Origin of the sequence: Hymenobacter sp. BT491, from assembly GCF_014349165.1 — a bacterium.
Lineage (GTDB): Bacteria > Bacteroidota > Bacteroidia > Cytophagales > Hymenobacteraceae > Hymenobacter > Hymenobacter jejuensis.
On sequence record NZ_JACSJJ010000002.1, the window covers coordinates 753,107 to 769,871 of the forward strand.

General features: G+C 55.3%; 16 protein-coding genes. 8 read left to right on the forward strand and 8 right to left on the reverse strand.

Features of this window, described 5'->3' with window-relative positions; genetic code table 11:
- Nucleotides 1-2: 2 nt before the first annotated feature.
- A complete protein-coding gene (locus H9I52_RS08930) occupies nt 3-641 on the forward strand; it encodes a hypothetical protein (RefSeq protein ID WP_187453573.1) in 639 nt (212 codons plus the stop codon).
- Nucleotides 642-739: 98 nt separating this feature from the next.
- On the opposite strand, the gene mtaB is transcribed toward H9I52_RS08930, so the two are convergent.
- From mtaB to H9I52_RS23230, 3 genes are all read right to left on the reverse strand, one after another.
- Nucleotides 740-2,071: a tRNA (N(6)-L-threonylcarbamoyladenosine(37)-C(2))-methylthiotransferase MtaB gene (gene mtaB / locus H9I52_RS08935; protein ID WP_187453574.1), complete on the reverse strand. Its 1,332-nt coding sequence runs from the start codon at nt 2,069-2,071 to the stop codon at nt 740-742.
- 122 nt (nt 2,072-2,193) lie between these two features.
- Nucleotides 2,194-2,565, reverse strand: coding sequence for a hypothetical protein (locus tag H9I52_RS08940; protein WP_187453575.1), 372 nt, complete (start codon nt 2,563-2,565; stop codon nt 2,194-2,196).
- A 65-nt stretch (nt 2,566-2,630) separates the two neighbouring features.
- Entirely contained in the window at nt 2,631-4,481 is a 1,851-nt protein-coding gene (locus H9I52_RS23230; protein ID WP_187453576.1) for an LTA synthase family protein, read from the reverse strand.
- A 282-nt stretch (nt 4,482-4,763) separates the two neighbouring features.
- On the opposite strand from H9I52_RS23230, the gene H9I52_RS08950 reads away from it, so the two are divergent.
- The gene (locus H9I52_RS08950; protein WP_139517033.1) at nt 4,764-6,953 is read left to right on the forward strand and encodes a glutamine synthetase III; all 2,190 of its coding nucleotides are present in this window, start codon (nt 4,764-4,766) and stop codon (nt 6,951-6,953) included.
- A 341-nt stretch (nt 6,954-7,294) separates the two neighbouring features.
- Entirely contained in the window at nt 7,295-7,894 is a 600-nt protein-coding gene (locus tag H9I52_RS08955) for a hypothetical protein (RefSeq protein ID WP_187453577.1), read from the forward strand.
- Between the two features lie 117 nt (nt 7,895-8,011).
- Here H9I52_RS08955 and H9I52_RS08960 read toward each other — a convergent pair whose 3' ends face one another.
- Nucleotides 8,012-8,443, reverse strand: a complete 432-nt coding sequence (locus H9I52_RS08960) for an STAS/SEC14 domain-containing protein (protein WP_187453578.1) — start codon at nt 8,441-8,443, stop codon at nt 8,012-8,014.
- 208 nt (nt 8,444-8,651) lie between these two features.
- A complete protein-coding gene (locus H9I52_RS08965; RefSeq protein WP_187453579.1) occupies nt 8,652-9,155 on the reverse strand; it encodes a hypothetical protein in 504 nt (167 codons plus the stop codon).
- A gap of 164 nt (nt 9,156-9,319) precedes the next feature.
- Between H9I52_RS08965 and H9I52_RS08970 the strand changes: the two genes are divergently transcribed.
- A complete protein-coding gene (locus H9I52_RS08970) occupies nt 9,320-10,279 on the forward strand; it encodes an NAD(P)H-quinone oxidoreductase (protein WP_316248017.1) in 960 nt (319 codons plus the stop codon).
- 24 nt (nt 10,280-10,303) lie between these two features.
- Here the strand turns inward: H9I52_RS08970 and H9I52_RS08975 are convergent, their stop codons facing one another.
- Nucleotides 10,304-11,485, reverse strand: a complete 1,182-nt coding sequence (locus H9I52_RS08975) for a lactonase family protein (RefSeq protein ID WP_187453581.1) — start codon at nt 11,483-11,485, stop codon at nt 10,304-10,306.
- Between the two features lie 254 nt (nt 11,486-11,739).
- On the opposite strand from H9I52_RS08975, the gene H9I52_RS08980 reads away from it, so the two are divergent.
- Complete coding sequence (locus tag H9I52_RS08980; RefSeq protein WP_139517039.1) at nt 11,740-11,994, forward strand: hypothetical protein; 255 nt, start codon at nt 11,740-11,742, stop codon at nt 11,992-11,994.
- Nucleotides 11,995-12,082: 88 nt separating this feature from the next.
- Here the strand turns inward: H9I52_RS08980 and H9I52_RS08985 are convergent, their stop codons facing one another.
- Both H9I52_RS08985 and H9I52_RS08990 read right to left on the reverse strand, forming a co-directional pair.
- On the reverse strand, nt 12,083-12,706 hold the full coding sequence (locus tag H9I52_RS08985; protein ID WP_187453582.1) for a thioredoxin family protein: 624 nt from the start codon (nt 12,704-12,706) through the stop codon (nt 12,083-12,085).
- Between the two features lie 46 nt (nt 12,707-12,752).
- The gene (locus H9I52_RS08990; protein ID WP_187453583.1) at nt 12,753-13,244 is read right to left on the reverse strand and encodes a TlpA disulfide reductase family protein; all 492 of its coding nucleotides are present in this window, start codon (nt 13,242-13,244) and stop codon (nt 12,753-12,755) included.
- Nucleotides 13,245-13,426: 182 nt separating this feature from the next.
- Between H9I52_RS08990 and ispG the strand changes: the two genes are divergently transcribed.
- From ispG to H9I52_RS09005, 3 genes are all read left to right on the forward strand, one after another.
- Nucleotides 13,427-15,415 carry a (E)-4-hydroxy-3-methylbut-2-enyl-diphosphate synthase gene (ispG, locus tag H9I52_RS08995; RefSeq protein WP_187453584.1) on the forward strand — a complete coding sequence of 663 codons (1,989 nt, stop codon included), beginning with the start codon at nt 13,427-13,429 and terminating at the stop codon, nt 15,413-15,415.
- A 159-nt stretch (nt 15,416-15,574) separates the two neighbouring features.
- Entirely contained in the window at nt 15,575-16,018 is a 444-nt protein-coding gene (locus H9I52_RS09000; protein WP_187453585.1) for a hypothetical protein, read from the forward strand.
- A gap of 32 nt (nt 16,019-16,050) precedes the next feature.
- Nucleotides 16,051-16,713 (forward strand): epimerase, encoded by a 663-nt coding sequence (locus H9I52_RS09005; protein WP_187453586.1) that lies wholly within the window; start codon nt 16,051-16,053, stop codon nt 16,711-16,713.
- Nucleotides 16,714-16,765: the final 52 nt, after the last annotated feature.

Below are 16,765 nucleotides of genomic sequence, written 5' to 3' on the forward strand. Positions count from 1 at the left end.
TTATGCCTGCTACAGTAGCTGATCGCTTTGCCATTTTGGTTCAGGATCTTGGTATCTCAAAGAACGCTTTTGCAAAATCACTAGGACGCACGGCAACGGTCATTCAGCACCTCATTGATGGGCGAAATAAGCCAGGATTTGATCTACTGGAAGTTTTGTTCACAGTTTATCCAAATGTTTCTAAGGATTGGTTGTTGCTTGGGGTTGGCGAACCGTATGTTTATCATTTGAATGATTATCCAAATGATGCAGAAGCAAAGACTCTGTCCACAGTCACTAATAGGCCTTTGACACCACTGCCACAGCAAGAACAAAGTGTGCCCACGACTATAGAAAATCGTGAGATACCGAAACCGGAGGCTACACTTCCGGCTGTGGCGCCAATAAATGCTACGCCACCTACACCTAGTACAGCGCCAGATCTTTCAGACGCTCAGCGTAGCACAACAGCACCCACTTTACCAATTGCAAGTGTTCCGGCACCTACCCCTGCGGCCGACACCAGTTTGCAAGCAGCCCTATATGCTCAGCAGCTTTCACATCAACTGGCTTTGGCCGAGATGCGCAATCAGCACCTCTTGGATCAGCAGCGATTGATGCAACAAATGCTGGACCTCATGCAGCGTCAGCTTTCTAAGTAACCGAATTAAGCAAGAATGATGTTGGAATATACCCAAAAGGGCCCACTGTACATGCAGTGAGCCCTTTTGGGTATACAGTTGCTTAGTTTAGTAACTGCCTAGTGCTGAAATACTTCCATGCCCATTTCCTCCGCTTCCATAAGGCTCTGGGGGTTCACGGAGGTGAGGCGTAGGCGCTTCACCTCACCTACCAGCAGCGGATCGTATTTGGCGGCTACGCGGATGTAGTTGGGGGTGAAGCCTTCCATTTGACCATTTGTTACATCGTCTTCGAACAGCACTTCTGTTTCGAGGCCCGCGTGCTGCTCGTAGAAATAGCGCTTTTTCTTTTCTGAAAGCGAACGCAGCATGGTGGTACGGCGATGGCGCTCGCCGTCGTGCACGCGGCCGGGCAGGGTGGGCGCCAGCGTATTGCTCCGCTCAGAATAAGGGAATACGTGTAAGTAACTGATATCCAAATCGTTGAGGAAACGATAGGTTTCCAGGAAATCCTCTTCTGTTTCGCCGGGGAAGCCCACGATCACATCTACCCCGATGCAGGCGTGGGGCATCACTTCCTTGATCAGCGCGACGCGCTCGGCGTACAGAGCACGGCGGTATCGGCGGCGCATCAAACCCAGAATCTTGTCGGAACCACTCTGCAACGGGATGTGAAAGTGCGGCATAAAGCGCCGTGACTGTGCCACAAAACGAATAATATCGTCGGTGAGCAGATTGGGTTCGCAACTGCTGATGCGGAAGCGGTTGATGCCTTCCACATTGTCCAGAGCCTGCACCAGATCGTAAAAGTTCTCCAGCCGCTCGCGCTCCGGGCCCTGTAGCCCAAAGTCGCCGAGGTTGACGCCGGTCAGCACGATCTCCTTAACGCCGGTTTCGGCCAGTTTCTCTACCCGTTCCACTACGCTCGCCACGCTACCCGAGCGGCTCTTGCCACGGGCTAGCGGAATGGTGCAGAAGGAGCATGAATAGTCGCAGCCGTCCTGCACCTTGAGAAACGTGCGCGTGCGGTCGCCGAAGGAATGGGCCGGATGAAACTCAGTGGCTTCGCTGATGGGGCTGGCATACACCTGGCCTTTCTCGGGTTTTTCAAAACCGGCCAGAATATCGACCAGCTGAAATTTCTCGGCGGCGCCCAACACGGCGTGCACACCGGGAATCTCGGCAATCTCCTGGGGTTTTAGCTGAGCGTAGCAGCCCACAATGGTCACAAAAGCCTCGGGGTTGTGCTTCAGGGCTTCCTTCACCACTTTGCGGCATTTGCGATCGGCGTGGTCGGTGACGGAGCAGGTATTGATGACGTAGATGTCGGCTGCGTCCTCGAAGGCTACTTTTTGAAAGCCGCGCTCTTCAAACTGCCGACCAATAGCCGACGTTTCGGAGAAGTTGAGCTTGCAGCCCAGGGTGTAAAAGGCAACTGATTTGGTTTCCATAAGCAAGACCGCAAAGATACAGCTTCACGGAGTTTAAAAGTTTCCAAGTCGGCCGGATAAAGCGGGGAAACCAAGTGCACCGTAAGCATCCCTTTGCTTTTACCAAAATGCGCGTATGAAAATTACGCCGCCGGCAGTTGCAGGCGCTCGGTTACGCGCTGCATCAAGCTGGGTAAGGTTAGCTGGTCAAGCTCGGTTTTAGATAAGAAGAGCTCCCAGTCTTGAGGCGATGTTTGGCTGAAGACTGCGGGCAGGGGGTGATATCGCAACTGCGGAAAAGCCTTCAGAAACTCATCGCGGTGCAGAAACTGCGTTTTAACAGGTAACGCCTGGAGATACTGCTTCCAATCGGTCCGCATGCCGACGGTGCCGTAGGTGATGCCGCACAGAGAGCAGGGATACGTGCGGGGCGAGAGAATCTTGTGAAACGTGTCCAGCAAGCCGTTCGCCAGTCCGGAGTCGGCGTTATAGACGAAAAGCAGCTGCTGAGTCATCTATATAAGTATTTGATTGTCAAATGCTTAAAAAGTAATGGTTTTGAGGTTTTCGCATCAACCTTTTACTTCCGCAAAAAATCAGCGAAGGACGTCTGCTCGTACGCCTGGCCTTGCCGGACTTGCAGATCGGGCACTTGGCTGCCGCGCGTAATTGGTCGCTTGGCTACGTTATCGTACGTCACCACGCCTTGTGGGGTCACCATACCGAAGCCATCGGTGAAGCTGTAAAAGGCAAATGGCTTTGGCACAGGTCGTAGCAGATCGCGGCTCCAGACGTAGCTTTTTGCCGATACCCCAAGCTGCGCGAGCAAGGTGGCGGCTACGTCCGTCTGTGAGCCCACGGCCGAAATGACCCGGCCGCGCGCTTCGGGTCGCAACGCCCCGCCGGCCAGCACCAGCGGAATGTGAAATTTGGTCGGGCTTTCGTTGGAATCGTTGCCTGGTAAGGGGTGGCCGTGATCCGCGACGAGTACCACGAGCGTATTGGCCCACCACGGCTGCGTACGCGCCACCCGCAGAAAGCGACCCAATGCCCAATCGGTGTAGTATACGGAGTTGCGAAACAGCGCTGCTTCGCTCGTGCCTGAAAACTTGCGGGGAATAGGAATATCAAATGGCTCGTGACTGCTGAGCGTAAACGCCGTCACGAAAAACGGCTGCGCCTGCCCTTGCAGATCGCGCAGCATGCGATCGAATAGGATGTGGTCGTGGGCACCCCATTTTGAGTTTTGTTCGGCGCGGCTGAAATCGGCCCGCTCCGTAAACTGCTCGTAGCCAGCCGTTACCAAGTAGCTTTTCATGTTGGCAAACGCCAGTTCACCGCCATAATAATAATGCGAATGATACCCGGCCTCTTCGAGCGAGCGGCACAGATGCGGTAGCTGCTCCGTTTTGCGCGGGTACTTGATAATGCTGGTAGTGGGCTGATTGGGGTAACCGCTGAGCAGCGCCACGAGGCCCTTCTGACTGCGGTCGCCGGCGGCGTAAATGTTGGAAAACAGCACCCCGGTGCGCGCCAGGCTATCTAGGGTAGGCGTAACGTTCTTTTCCCCGCCGGTACTGCCCACCAGCTTAGCCGTGAAGCTTTCCAGGATGATAAAGAGCACGTTGGGGCGCTTTACGCGCAGCAGCCGGGTAACGGCCGTATCCGCAGGCGAAGCGTAAAGTTGCTGCACTAGCCGCTGGGCCGTGGTGTCGGCCATAAAGTGGTAGGGGTTGGGGCCGGCATTCTGCAGAAACAATGAGTTGGCCACATTCCAGGGCACGTTGATGGCCGCATGATTGGCAAAAGGCTGATCAGAGAAATATACATCGCTCTGATTAACAGGTATTTGCTGCAAGCCTCCGCGCAGAGGTATTGCTAATAGTAACGTATACAACAAGCCCACTACTGCTGCCCGGCCCCGGCCAAAATCCGCCGGAAGCGGTGCCAATCGGCCAACAACCGCTTTGTATAGTAGCCAGCCCATTAGCAGCAGCCCCGCAAATACGGCCACCAGCAAGGCCACTGGCGCGCTGCCGGCTGAAGCTGCCATTTCACCGGGCGTATCGAGGTATTGCAGCGGCGTGGCATCGAGGCGAAAGCCCCAGGCCCGGTACAACTCCAGATCGGCAGTGGTAAAAAATGCCACTACAATTCCCGCTACGGCGGTGTAAAAGCGCAACAGACGGTCGGTAGGAAAGCGGGCGCCTACTAAGCTACTCAGGCTAAACAGCAGAAACGGTAGCAGCGACAAATACGCCGCGCTCGAAGCATCCAATCGCAAGCCATAGCCAAAGATGCGTGGCACCGTGCCTGAAGGGAGGGCCGTCGTTTTGGGAAGGTGGTAAAGTAAAAAAACCGCTTTGGCGGCTACGAAATAGATCAGCCAGAACAGGAAGTAGCGCGGCTGAAATGCAAAACGGGATCTCACGCTGCAAAGGTAGCGCGAAACCGTCCGGATTGGCGGCAGGAGCAGAGCGCGTCCCCTTTTAATTGGTATGGACAAATTGTAAGTCCCTTTTCAAGAAAATTGGGAAAGAACTTCCTTTCGATGGGTATGTGTAGAGAAAGTACCCTTGTTTTGAGGGTATTTGGTGGATAAAGTGGTAGATTTTTGAAAAATACCCCTTAAAATCTATGGGGTGTTTGGAAATTTGAATTAGCTCCCTCTACCTTTGCTTACATACAAAGCAACCGTCACTTTTAACTCAGCATGGCAATTCTTCGCTTTAAAGCTCTTGAACTTGTGGACCAGCGCCAGCCGCTACCCATCGTGTCTTCCGGTGAGCGTCGTTCCGATAGTTTCGGCAAAAACGTGTTCAACCTCGACGCGATGCGAGCCACGATGCCAGGGGAATATTTCAAAAAGCTGCAATCCGCTATTAAGCAAGGCGCGCCTGTTGAGCGCAGCGTAGCCGACGCTGTCGCTTCGGCCATGAAAACCTGGGCTATGGCGAAAGGCGCCACGCACTACACGCACTGGTTCCAGCCACTGACGGGGGCGACTGCTGAAAAGCACGACTCGTTTTTCGACCTGAACTCGGACGGTCGTCCGATTGAAAACTTCAAAGGTTCGGCACTGGTGCAGCAAGAGCCCGACGCTTCGTCGTTTCCCAACGGCGGCATCCGCAACACCTTCGAGGCCCGCGGCTACACGGCCTGGGACCCAACTTCGCCCGCTTTCCTCATCGAAACAGCCGGCGCCAAAACGCTGTGCATTCCCACGATTTTCGTGGCTTACACCGGCGAAGCGCTCGACTACAAAGCGCCGCTGCTCAAGTCGCTGGCTGCTTTGGAAAAGTCTGCCGTGGACGTGTGCCAGTACTTCGACAAAGACGTGCAGCGCGTGCACACCACGCTGGGCATCGAGCAGGAATACTTCCTCGTGGACAAAGCCCTCTACGACGCCCGCCCCGATTTGGTCATGACCGGCCGCACGCTGTTTGGGCATGCTCCTGCTAAAGGACAACAGCTTGAGGATCACTACTTTGGCTCTATTCCGAGCCGGGTGCATGGTTTCATGCTGGAGTTTGAAGAGGAGGCCAACCGTCTCGGCATTCCGCTGCGCACGCGCCACAACGAAGTGGCGCCCAACCAGTTTGAGTGCGCCCCGACTTTCGAAGACGCCAACCTGGCCGTCGACCACAACCAGCTCCTGATGGACATCATGGAGCGCGCTGCGGAGCACCACAACTTCAAAGTGCTCTTGCACGAGAAGCCGTTTGCGGGTGTCAACGGTTCGGGCAAGCATAACAACTGGGCCATGAGCACCGACACGGGCGTCAACCTGTTGGCTCCCGGCCGTCGGCCCAAGGAAAACCTGCAATTCTTGGCGTTCTTCGTCAACGTGATCAAAGCGGTACACACTCACGGCGACTTGCTGCGGGCCAGCATCGCGTCGGCCTCGAACGACCACCGCCTGGGGGCCAACGAAGCGCCGCCGGCCATCATGAGCGTGTTCGTGGGTTCGATGCTGGACTCGGTCCTGGACGAGCTGGAGCGCACGGCCAAGCTGCCCCTGGACAAGGGCGACAACATCTACCTCAAGCTGGGCATCGACAAGATCCCGGCCATCCTGCTCGACAACACCGACCGCAACCGCACCTCGCCCTTCGCCTTCACGGGCAACAAGTTCGAGTTCCGCGCCGTGGGCTCCTCGGCCAACTGCTCCTCGGCCATGACCACGCTCAACACGATTGTGGCTGAGCAACTGGTGCAGTTCAAGCAATCAGTTGACAAGCTTATTGAGCAAGGCAAAAAGAAGGAAGTCGCCATCGTAGACGTACTGCGCGACTACGTGATCAGCTCCAAAAACATTCGTTTCGAAGGCAATGGCTATTCGGACGAGTGGAAAGCAGAGGCTGCCACGCGCGGTCTGTCGAACATCCCAACTACCCCGTTGGCGCTGGACGCGTTGGTGAGCCAGGAGTCGGCCGATCTGTTTGAGCGTCACCGCATTTTCTCGCACGTCGAACTGCACGCCCGCCACGACATCTTGCTGGAAGAATACATCAAGAAAATTCAGATTGAAGGCCGCACGATGGGCGATTTGGCCATCAACCACATCATCCCGACGGCCGTTGCTTACCAAACCAAGCTCATCAACAACGTGTGCGGTCTGCGCGAACTCGGTCTCGACGACGAGCACACGCAAGTGACCATCGATACCATTAAAGCCATTTCGCGCCACATCGCTACCATCAAAACCGAGGTAGATCAAATGGTGAATAGCCGCAAGGTGGCCAACAAAATTGAAGATACCCGTGAGCGTGCCATTGCGTACTGCGACACGGTAAAAGGACATTTCGACACCATTCGCCGCTCCGTGGATAAACTGGAGCTGATGGTGGCCGATGAGGACTGGCCGCTGGTAAAGTATCGCGAACTTTTGTTCCGACACTAAGCTTCAGCAGCCAGAGTCGGATCAGCGTTGGGTGGGAATTTTCGCTGGTCTCGATTCAGGAAAAGGGCGTTCCGGGTGGGGCGCCTTTTTTTGTGCCCGTATCGGCCCTTTGCTGGAATTGTCGGATGCTTTTGGGCGCCGACTTGATAATATTAATCCTATTTTTGGGCTTGATTCTTATCCTTTATATGAAAAGCTCTTTACGTCTACTCGCTTTTAGTTTTCTTACCAGTGTTGCGGCTATAACTTCTTCTTGCGGAGACAAAACGAAAGACCCGCAGGTACAATCGCAGCAAGCCACGTTGACGGGCCAAATCCAGCCGGCAACGGCAGTTACGCTTGTGACCGCTACCTCCGCGGGTGGCCAATCTGTGCAGGCTACGCCCGACGCCATCGGTCGGTATTCCTTCCCTCAGTTGGCAGTGGGCACGTATACGTTGTCCTTTACCCCGACTCCCAGCTACGTAGCCCCAGCCAACGTAACCGTGGTGTTGCAGGCGAGTGGGACGAGCGCGGGTACCGTTACGGCCGTGGAGGCCGCCCCGGCTGCTACTTATACCGTGACCAGGACTGACGTTACGCCCACTTCTTTCCGGACAACGGCGACGCCGGAGGGCATTAGAATCGATTGCTTGACTACCCCCGATGGCCACACCCTGACGTTCTTTCTCGATAGCCCGGAGCCGAAGGTGGGCAATTACAACCTGACTACCAGCACCCAACATGCTCACTACGTCGGTCCCGATGGTGTGGAGTATGACTCGCAGCCAGGTCCAAACAATGCCACCCCTAGCGCCAGCCTCCTAATTACCGCGGTCAGTACGTCGCCGCGCCGCCTGACCTGCACCTTCACCCTCAAAAACATGGGGGCCGTTAGCGCTGTTGGCACATCGCCGCTCAGCAGAACAATAACCGGCACCTTTACCAATATCACCTACTAAAAGGGGTGATAAGTTGCCCGCCTCACGAAAGCCTCACCTGTAGCAAAGCGGGTGGGGCTTTCGCATTTTATACAGCCAACAAAACGCTATGCAGCTGATAATGATTAGGATAAAGATTTATTGCTGACTCGCTGCCAACGCTTTTCGGGCTTGCTGTAACCACTCCTGAGCCGCCGCGACACTGCCGAAAATCTGCATTTGGAAATACTCGCCGATGCTGTTGTGCATGGCTTCGGCCGACAAGGCCGCGAAAGATTCGGGGCTGACAACGTGGGCAAAATGGGTCAGGCCCTGGGCAATGGCGCGCGGCGTCCAGTCGGTAGCAATCCACTCCACGGCGTGGTCCCACGGCCCGACGACCAACGTGTTGTCGTTGAGCAGATACGGACAGTGCTGCTGACTCAGAATAACCAAGCACGCGTCGGCGCCGGCCACGATGCCGGCATGGGTTTGGTACCCGATCCAGTTGTTATACACCCAGTGCTTGGCCTGGTCGTATTCAATGGTCAGGTAAACTTTCCCGAAGGCGTTCGTAATTTCTGTTTTCATAGCGCGCTGCAACTAGCGTATACCTAGCCCTGTAGAGAGGGTAAAGAACGCGATTTCTTCCGTTGCATCGATAGCAAACTATAACAGAATCAACGTGTTCCTTGCTGCATCCTTATGAGAGGAATAAAACCTGGAAATATGGGTTACAGGAAAAAAGAACAACCTTCTAGCGAATATGCAAGCATTTGCTAATCAATTAGTTAAAATATTATTCCTTGTGTGGAGGCAAGGCCGCCGGAAGCTCAGCATCATCGTCGAGGAACTCGACACCGCTGCCGGCATCAGGAGCGATGGTTTTCCAAGCAGCGCGTTTTAGCTCGTCGAGGCGATGCAAAGCTTCTGAAACAGACGGATTGCTTTTGACTTTTTCGAAAAACCCGGTTTTTACACCCACGCGCACCATTTTTTCGAGCACGAAGGGCAATACCCAACCTACCACATTGGTAGCCAGCGCGCCGCGTAGCCCGATGCGCAGGAGCAGACGAGCGGCCATGCGCTCGAGCAGCAACGCCTTGGCGGCGGGCAGCGCCTTGTCGCTCAGAAAATCCGTGACCAACTGCACATTGCCCTTGGCCACTTCGGCGCGCAGCACTTCCTGAATGGAATCGAGGGCGGTGCGGGCAGCTTTTTGGAACAAAAGGCCCGTTTGCCAGGCCCGCAGACCCGTGGCGCGCGCCGCACTAAAGAGAGGAGAGAAGGTCAGTTTTTTCATGGAAATGGAAGCCGCGCTGCGGCGGTATGCACCGTGTACGAAAAAAGTAAAACAAAGCTCATCGAGGCGTGCTGAGCTGCGTATGTAACGGCTTTGATCGGCGCAATGCAGAAGATTGGGCTTGTTGTCCTCTGAATCTATAAATAATTGATATGCAGGCAGTTGTGATAACACAGCCGGGAGGCCCAGAAGTTTTGCAGGTCCAGGAGCGCCCCATTCCGGTACCCAACTCGCACGAAGTACTGATTCGGGTACAGGCAGCAGGCCTCAACCGCTCCGACGTGATGTTGCGGGAAGGCAAGTACGGCGGTGCCGGCAATTCGGTGGCGGGCGTAGTGCCCGGTCTGGAGGTCGCGGGCCATGTTGTGCAAAGCGGTGTCGAGGCCGGACGGTGGCAGCCCGGCGATGCCGTGTGCGCGCTGCTCAGCGAGGGCGCCTACGCCGAATATGCTGTCGTGGATGCCCGGCACTGCTTGCCCGTGCCCCAGGGCTGGTCGGTGGAAGAGGCGGCTTCGTTGCCCGAAACGGTGCTTACGGTGTGGCACAATGTATTTCAGAAAGGCGCTCTGAAACCCGGCGAGAATTTCCTGGTGCACGGCGGCAGCAGCGGCATTGGCATTACGGCTATTCAGCTGGCTAAGCTGCTAGGTAGCAATGTGTTTGCCACGGCTGGCTCCGATGAGAAGTGCCGAACCTGCGAGGAATTGGGTGCCATCAAGTGCGTGAACTACAAGCAGGAAGACTTTGAAACGGCGCTGAAAGACGCCGGAATAGACGTAATTCTGGACATGGTCGGCGGCGACTACACGGCCAAAAACCTGCGCCTGTTGCGCCCCGGCGGGCGCCTGCAATACATCAACGCCATGCAAGGCCCGAAAGTCGAGATCAACCTGATGGACATTATGACGCGGCGCCTCACGCTCAGCGGCAGCATGTTGCGCCCCCGCGACGCCGATTTTAAGGCCGCTTTGGTGGCGGCCGTGGAAGAGCACGTATGGCCCTTGCTCGCGGCCGGCAAGTTTCGCCCGATTATTTACCGCACGTTTCCGCTGGCCGAAGCCGGGGCGGCCCAAACCTTGATGGTGAGCAGCGAGCACACCGGTAAGATTTTGCTTACCATGTAGCCCGAGGCTACTTAAAACCGAGAACTACACCTTTCTGAAATCCGGCAGTATTTGCAGATAAACCGGCGAAGGAAGTTCAACGGATTTGCCCGTAGGCCTTAGCTTACCCGTCTGTTTATCAATGAAATAAGAAATGATGTTGTTGGAGTTCTGATTGGCCACGAGCAGTATGCGACCCGTCGGGTCGAGGGTAAAATTGCGCGGCGTTTTGCCTTGCACATCGGCGTGTTGCACCAGCGTGAGATGGCCGCTGGCGTCGATGGCGAAAACGACAATGCTGTTGTGGCCGCGGTTGGAGCCGTACAGAAACTTGCCGTCGGGCGAAACGTGGATGTCGGCGCAGGAATTTTCGCCTTTGAAATCAGCTGGCAGCGACGAAAGCGTCTGGATTTCGGTAAACGTGCCCTGGGCCGCGTTGTAGTTCAGCGCCGTGACGCTCGAATTAAGCTCATTGATCAGAAAAGCCCACCGCTTGTTGGGGTGAAACGTGAGGTGACGCGGCCCCGCGCCCGGCTTGGCCGTAAAGGCCGGCGTCTGGTTGGGCGTTAGTTTTCCTTGCTTTACATCTAATTGATAACCAGTTACTTGGTCGGTGCCCAAATCGACTGCGAAAGCAAAGCGGTTGGCGGGGTCGGGGAGGATGCAGTGGGCGTGCGGCGAAGTCTGGTTTTTGTGTGGGCCCGTGCCGTGGTGCTGGTCCAGGGCCGACGAGGGCGATAGCTGCCCGTTGGCCTGCACCGGAAATGCGCTCACGTTGCCGCCTACGTAGTTGGCTACCAGCGCCGTATGATTGGTATGATCGAGGCTGATGTAGCAGGGCGCGCCGCCCAACGAAGGCTGACGGTTCAACAACGTAAGGCCGCCGGTGCGGCCATCAATTGCAAACGCACTGACTGCACCACTTTTTGCGCCTTCGTATTCCGTGGTTTCGTTGACGGCGTACAGATGGCGCCGGTCGGCGGCCAGCGTGAGGTAAGAGGGGTTCTCCCCGGCCTTAAACCCATTGACGCGGGCTAGCGCCCCGGTAACCGGGTTGAGGCTATACAGGAAGATACTTTCAGCCTCAGGCTTCGCGTAAGTACCGATATAGACCAGATAGTCCTGCTCTTTCCGGGGCTCGGCGGCGGCAAGCAGCGGGTTTAGAGCGGCTACGCCCAGTCCCGCTAATTTTAGAAAGTGGCGGCGGCTGAAATCGGGTCTGGACATGGGGGTGGGGTTAGGTAGAGAGGCAAAAGTGCTAAAAACCAACTATTCCAACGCGGAGGGACCACCTTTTCTGGAATAATGCGTTAGTAGTTATAAGGTGATCGCCTAAGGATGAGCTACTTACGTGGCTAAACTGCTGCTATCGCTTACGCAAAACGACGCACTGGGTAATTTGCCGATAAACTCATTAAATCTTCAGGTAAAGCTTTTAAACTGGTTGAAAATTTATTTCTAACCCTCTCATCTACAAGCTCATGAAAAAGTATCTGTGTGCCGCTGCCCTTTTTGCCATGGCCCTTGGGGTAAGCCAGGGCGCGTTTGCGCAAACAACCACTACCCAAACTACTACTACGCCCGCGCAAACCACAACGACTCAGCCCGACAAAGGCGCCAAAATGAAGACCAACGGCAAGAAGGAAAAAACCAAAGGCAACAGTGGCAAGATGAAAACCAACGCCAAAAAAGGCGACATGAAAGCCAAAGGTTCGGCAGCCACGACCCCGCAGTAACAGAAGTAGCCCAAAACCACACAAAAAAGGCTTCTGCACTGTGCAGAAGCCTTTTTTGTAATGTATTGACTAGTAATAAGTTGCGTATTTAGGCGCGCTTCCACTTAATTGAGCAGCCGATGGCGCGGGTAGTATTGGGCATGGCCGGCTTGCCCGCCAGGATGTCGTTGAGGGCATTTTCTACATACTTGGTTTTCACTAGCTTAGCATCCTCCGAATTGTCGTCGATGGCGCCGATGTATGACACTACTAGGTCTGTGCCCTGGCGCGTGAGCACGTAGAGGTGCGGCGTGCGCGTGGCGCCGTAAGTTTTGGCTACCTGCTGGGTTTCGTCTTGGAGGTACGGGAAGGGATAGGTATGGCTGCGGGCGCGCGCTTGCATGGCCGCAAACGAGTCGCCGGGCGAGGCGACCGGGTCGTTGGCGTTGATGGCCACCACTGGGTAGCCTTTGGGCGCAAACTGCCGATGCAGCTGAATAATGCGGTTTTCGTACGCCTGCGCGTACGGGCAGGTGTTGCAGGTAAACACAACGATGAAGCCCTTCGCCGCTTTGTTGTCGGCCAGCGATACTAGCTTGCCGTCGACGTTCTTGAGCTTGAAATCCATGGCTTTGTCGCCCACCTGATAGCCGGGGGAGACGGATCGGGTGACGTAGCTGCCCAGCACCATCAGCGCCAAGCACGCTACACAGAAGAAGAGAAGCTTTTTCATGAGAGCAAGCAGTTTCAAGGTTGTTAAATCACAGCCAGTCAATAAGTTACTGCAAAAACTTTTGTAGTTGCGCTGTCAGTTCCGCTTGGGTAAATTCGTGCTCGAAAGTGGCGCGCTTCTTTTTCTGGTTGTTGAGCATGAGCGTGAATGGCAGCGCGCCCGACCACTTTTTATCTACTCGGTCCATCCACGAATTGGGGTCAGGCTCGTTGAGCAGCACCACTTCCGATTTCAGGCCGCGCTTCAGCACGAAGGGCTTTACTTTCTTGTCGAGCTGCGAGGCGTAATCCATGCTCACGAGCAGCACCTTCACTTTTTGTTTGGCATACGCGGCATTTACCTGCTCGAAAGACGGCAGCTCCTTAATGCACGGTGCGCACCACGTCGCCCAAAAATTAACGATGTATGTGGTGTCGTTCGGCTGGCTCAGGCGCTTTTCCAGCTCCGGTAGCTTGATAACGGCTACCTGTTGAGCGTGGCTGCTAATGGCGGCAGTGAAGAGGAAGATGCTGAGCACAAAGGGTTTGAGGAATTGCATGAAAAGAGAACGTTAGCGGATATTCTTTGGTGTGTAAGATGGGCTGTAAAGTCCGTACGGCTTATTACTTATTGGTTTAACTGCGAAGGTGCTTGATGGTTCGGCGGTGGCGGGCGGCGGTCAATCCTTGTTACCTTTGCATTTCACCGCAACTTTAGCCTTCCGCCGCTGGTTTTCAACCTATGAACAAGACGTATTGCCCTAGCCTGACCGAGTATAAACGCCGCCTGTCGCGCGAAGTCAAGATTGGTGATGTGCCAATGGGCGGGCTCAACCCGATTCGGGTGCAGAGCATGACCACCGTCGATACGATGGACACGCTGGGCTCGGTGGAGCAGACGCTGCGCATGGTGGAAGCTGGCTGCGAATACGTGCGCATTACGGCACCGAGCGTGAAAGAGGCCCAGAACCTGCTGGAAATCAAGAAGGAGCTGCGCAAACGCGGCTGCACCGTGCCACTGATCGCCGACATTCACTTCACGCCCAACGCCGCCGAGCTGGCCGCGCGCATTGTGGAGAAAGTGCGTGTGAACCCCGGCAACTACGCCGACAAAAAGAAGTTTGACTTTATTGAATACACCGATGCTACGTATCAGGCTGAGGTAGAGCGCATTAGAGAGCGGTTTCGGCCGTTGGTCCAGATCTGCAAGCAGTACGGCACGGCCATGCGCATCGGCACCAACCACGGTTCGCTATCCGACAGAATATTAAGCCGTTACGGCGACACCCCGCTGGGGATGGTGGAGTCGGCGCTGGAGTTTTTGCGGCTTTGTGAAGAAGAGAAGTACTACGATGTAGTGCTCTCGATGAAGGCTAGCAATACGCAGGTAATGGTGCAGGCCTACCGCCTGCTGGTGCAAAAACTCGACGAGGAAGGCCTGCAACCTTACCCGCTGCACTTGGGCGTAACCGAAGCCGGCGAAGCCGAAGACGGCCGCATCAAGTCGGCTGTGGGCATCGGGACGCTGCTGGAAGACGGCATCGGCGATACTGTGCGCGTGTCGCTGACGGAAGCGCCGGAAGCCGAAGCGCCAGTAGCTAAAATGCTGATTGACAGATATACCCATCGCGCGCAGCAGGCCAAACCGATTGCCCCTGTTGTGGGGGAAGTTCCGATTGATCCGTTTCAATATTTCCGTCGCTACACCCGCGAAACCGGCAACTTAGGTGGCCAGAACGTGCCCCGCGTCATTGTCGATTTGTCGCGACTGCCTTCGTTGGAATACGCCGATTTGCGGTGCGCCGGACACTTGTATTCGGCGTTTCTCGACAAGTTTCAGATGAATGACTTAGGCGCTGATTACGTGTACAGCGGCCAGCGCCCGGTGCCGTTTATGCTGCCTAACGGGCTGAAGGAAATCGTGGATTTTACGGCTTGGCTCGATGGCGGCCAGCGCGCGGAACACTTTCCCGTGTACACATCGGCCGAATACGCCGTGGCAGGAGCGCGCCACGCCGAGCTGAATTTTGTGTTTCACAACTTGGCTTCGCTCACGTCCGCGGCACTCGATCAGCTCCGCGCCGATAGCACAGCGGTTGTGATTCTGCACACCGACAATGCCCACGCCATGCCCGAGATCCGGCGTGCCTTCTTCGAGCTGATCAATGCGGGGGTGGCTTGCCCGGTTATTATCAACCGCCAGTACCCAGAGCTTACGGCCGAGCAAACTCAGCTCTACGCTGCCACCGACGTAGGCGGCCTGTTGCTCGACGGCCTGGGCGATGGCGTCGTGCTCAGCACCGAGCTACTGCCCGAGCGCCCGAAAGACGAGTGGCTTCAAACCCTCGACCAGCTTAATCAATTGAGCTTCGGCATCTTGCAAGCGGCCCGCACGCGCATGTCCAAGACAGAGTATATCAGCTGCCCCAGCTGCGGCCGCACCCTGTTCGACCTCCAGGAAACCACCGCCATGATCCGAAAGCGCACCGACCACCTCAAGGGCGTCAAAATCGGCATCATGGGCTGCATCGTGAACGGCCCCGGCGAAATGGCCGACGCCGATTACGGCTACGTGGGCGTGGGCAAAGGCAAAATCGCCCTCTACCGCGGTCAGGACGTCATCAAAAAATCAGTGCCAGAAGCGCAGGCTGTGGATGAGCTGATCGAACTGATGCGCGAAGATGGCCGCTGGATTGAGCCGGTGCGGCTGGAAGAGCCGGTGGGAGCGTAGTTTCCCTTCCTCGCCTGTCATGCTGAGCTTGCCGAAGCATCTCTTCGGCTGCCGTTTGCTAATTCTAACAAAGCGATAGTGATGCTTCGGCAAGCTCAGCATGACAGGTGTTATTTATCAAACCAACGTGAGCCCAATTCGAAGTTTAGTCGATTAGTGATGGAAGAATTTACTATTCGTGGAGGAGGTGATTTTCTTAGTTTGACTCTCAGGGAAGTACATGGCTTCCCTAACTCACTTGGCTCTTGGGGAGGGTACGATGCATACGCAGACATCAAAATTAAGGTAGGAGGCTTTCGAGTTTCGTCTACTCTTTACACGTCAACAGCAGAATTAAGTGAGTTTTGCACTCAGCTAATCAAGTGTAACGAGCAGTTAAGTGGCGTAGTGCGATATACCTCTTGCGAAGGTGACTTGGAATTTACAGCCGAGTATGACCTGCTAGGTCATGTTTCTATAAAAGGAATATTTTCGGAACAAACTGGTTTTGACAACAAGTTACGGTTCGACTTTCGTACCGATCAATCGTATATCCAGGCAACGATTGTGGAAATGAAGCGGCTTGTAGCCAGATATGGCGGTATGGAGGGAGTTGGCACCTAAAGTATTTCGGTTGCTCATCCGTCTACCTCATCATGAAAATACGCGCAATTGTTACCGGCACAACCGGCATGGTGGGTGAGGGTGTATTACTCGAATGCCTGAGCCACCCCGACGTGGAGCAGGTGCTGTCCGTCAGCCGCAAGCCCTCCGGCGTGACGCACCCGAAGCTGCGAGAAATCCTGCACGCCAACTTCCAGGATCTATCACCTATTCAGGATCAACTTACCGGTTACAACGCCTGCTTTTTCTGTTTGGGCGTGTCGTCGGTGGGGATGAAGCAGCCCGAATACCGCCGCCTGACCTACGACCTCACGCTGCACTTCGCCGAAACCCTGCTGCCGCGCAACCCCGGCCTGACGTTTTGCTACGTTTCCGGTGCCGGCACCGACAGCTCGGGGCACGGCCGCAGTATGTGGGCACGGGTGAAAGGCCAGACGGAGAACAAGTTGCTGCAACTGGGCTTTCAGAAAGCCTATATGTTCCGGCCTGCTTTTATGCGCGCCACCCCAGGGCAGAAGCATGTGAAGAGCTACTACAACCTTATCGGGTGGCTCTACCCCGTGCTGCGTCGGTTTGCACCCAAGTACGTTTCCACGCTGGCGGAGGTAGGGCAAGCCATGATTAAGGTCGTACAGAAAGGATATCCGAAGCCCGTACTGGAAGTCCCCGATATCATATCAATTGCAAATAATTGATAAATAAGTAGTTATAAAAAAGCTTGTTTTCTTTTCCAATCGCCTGACAGCG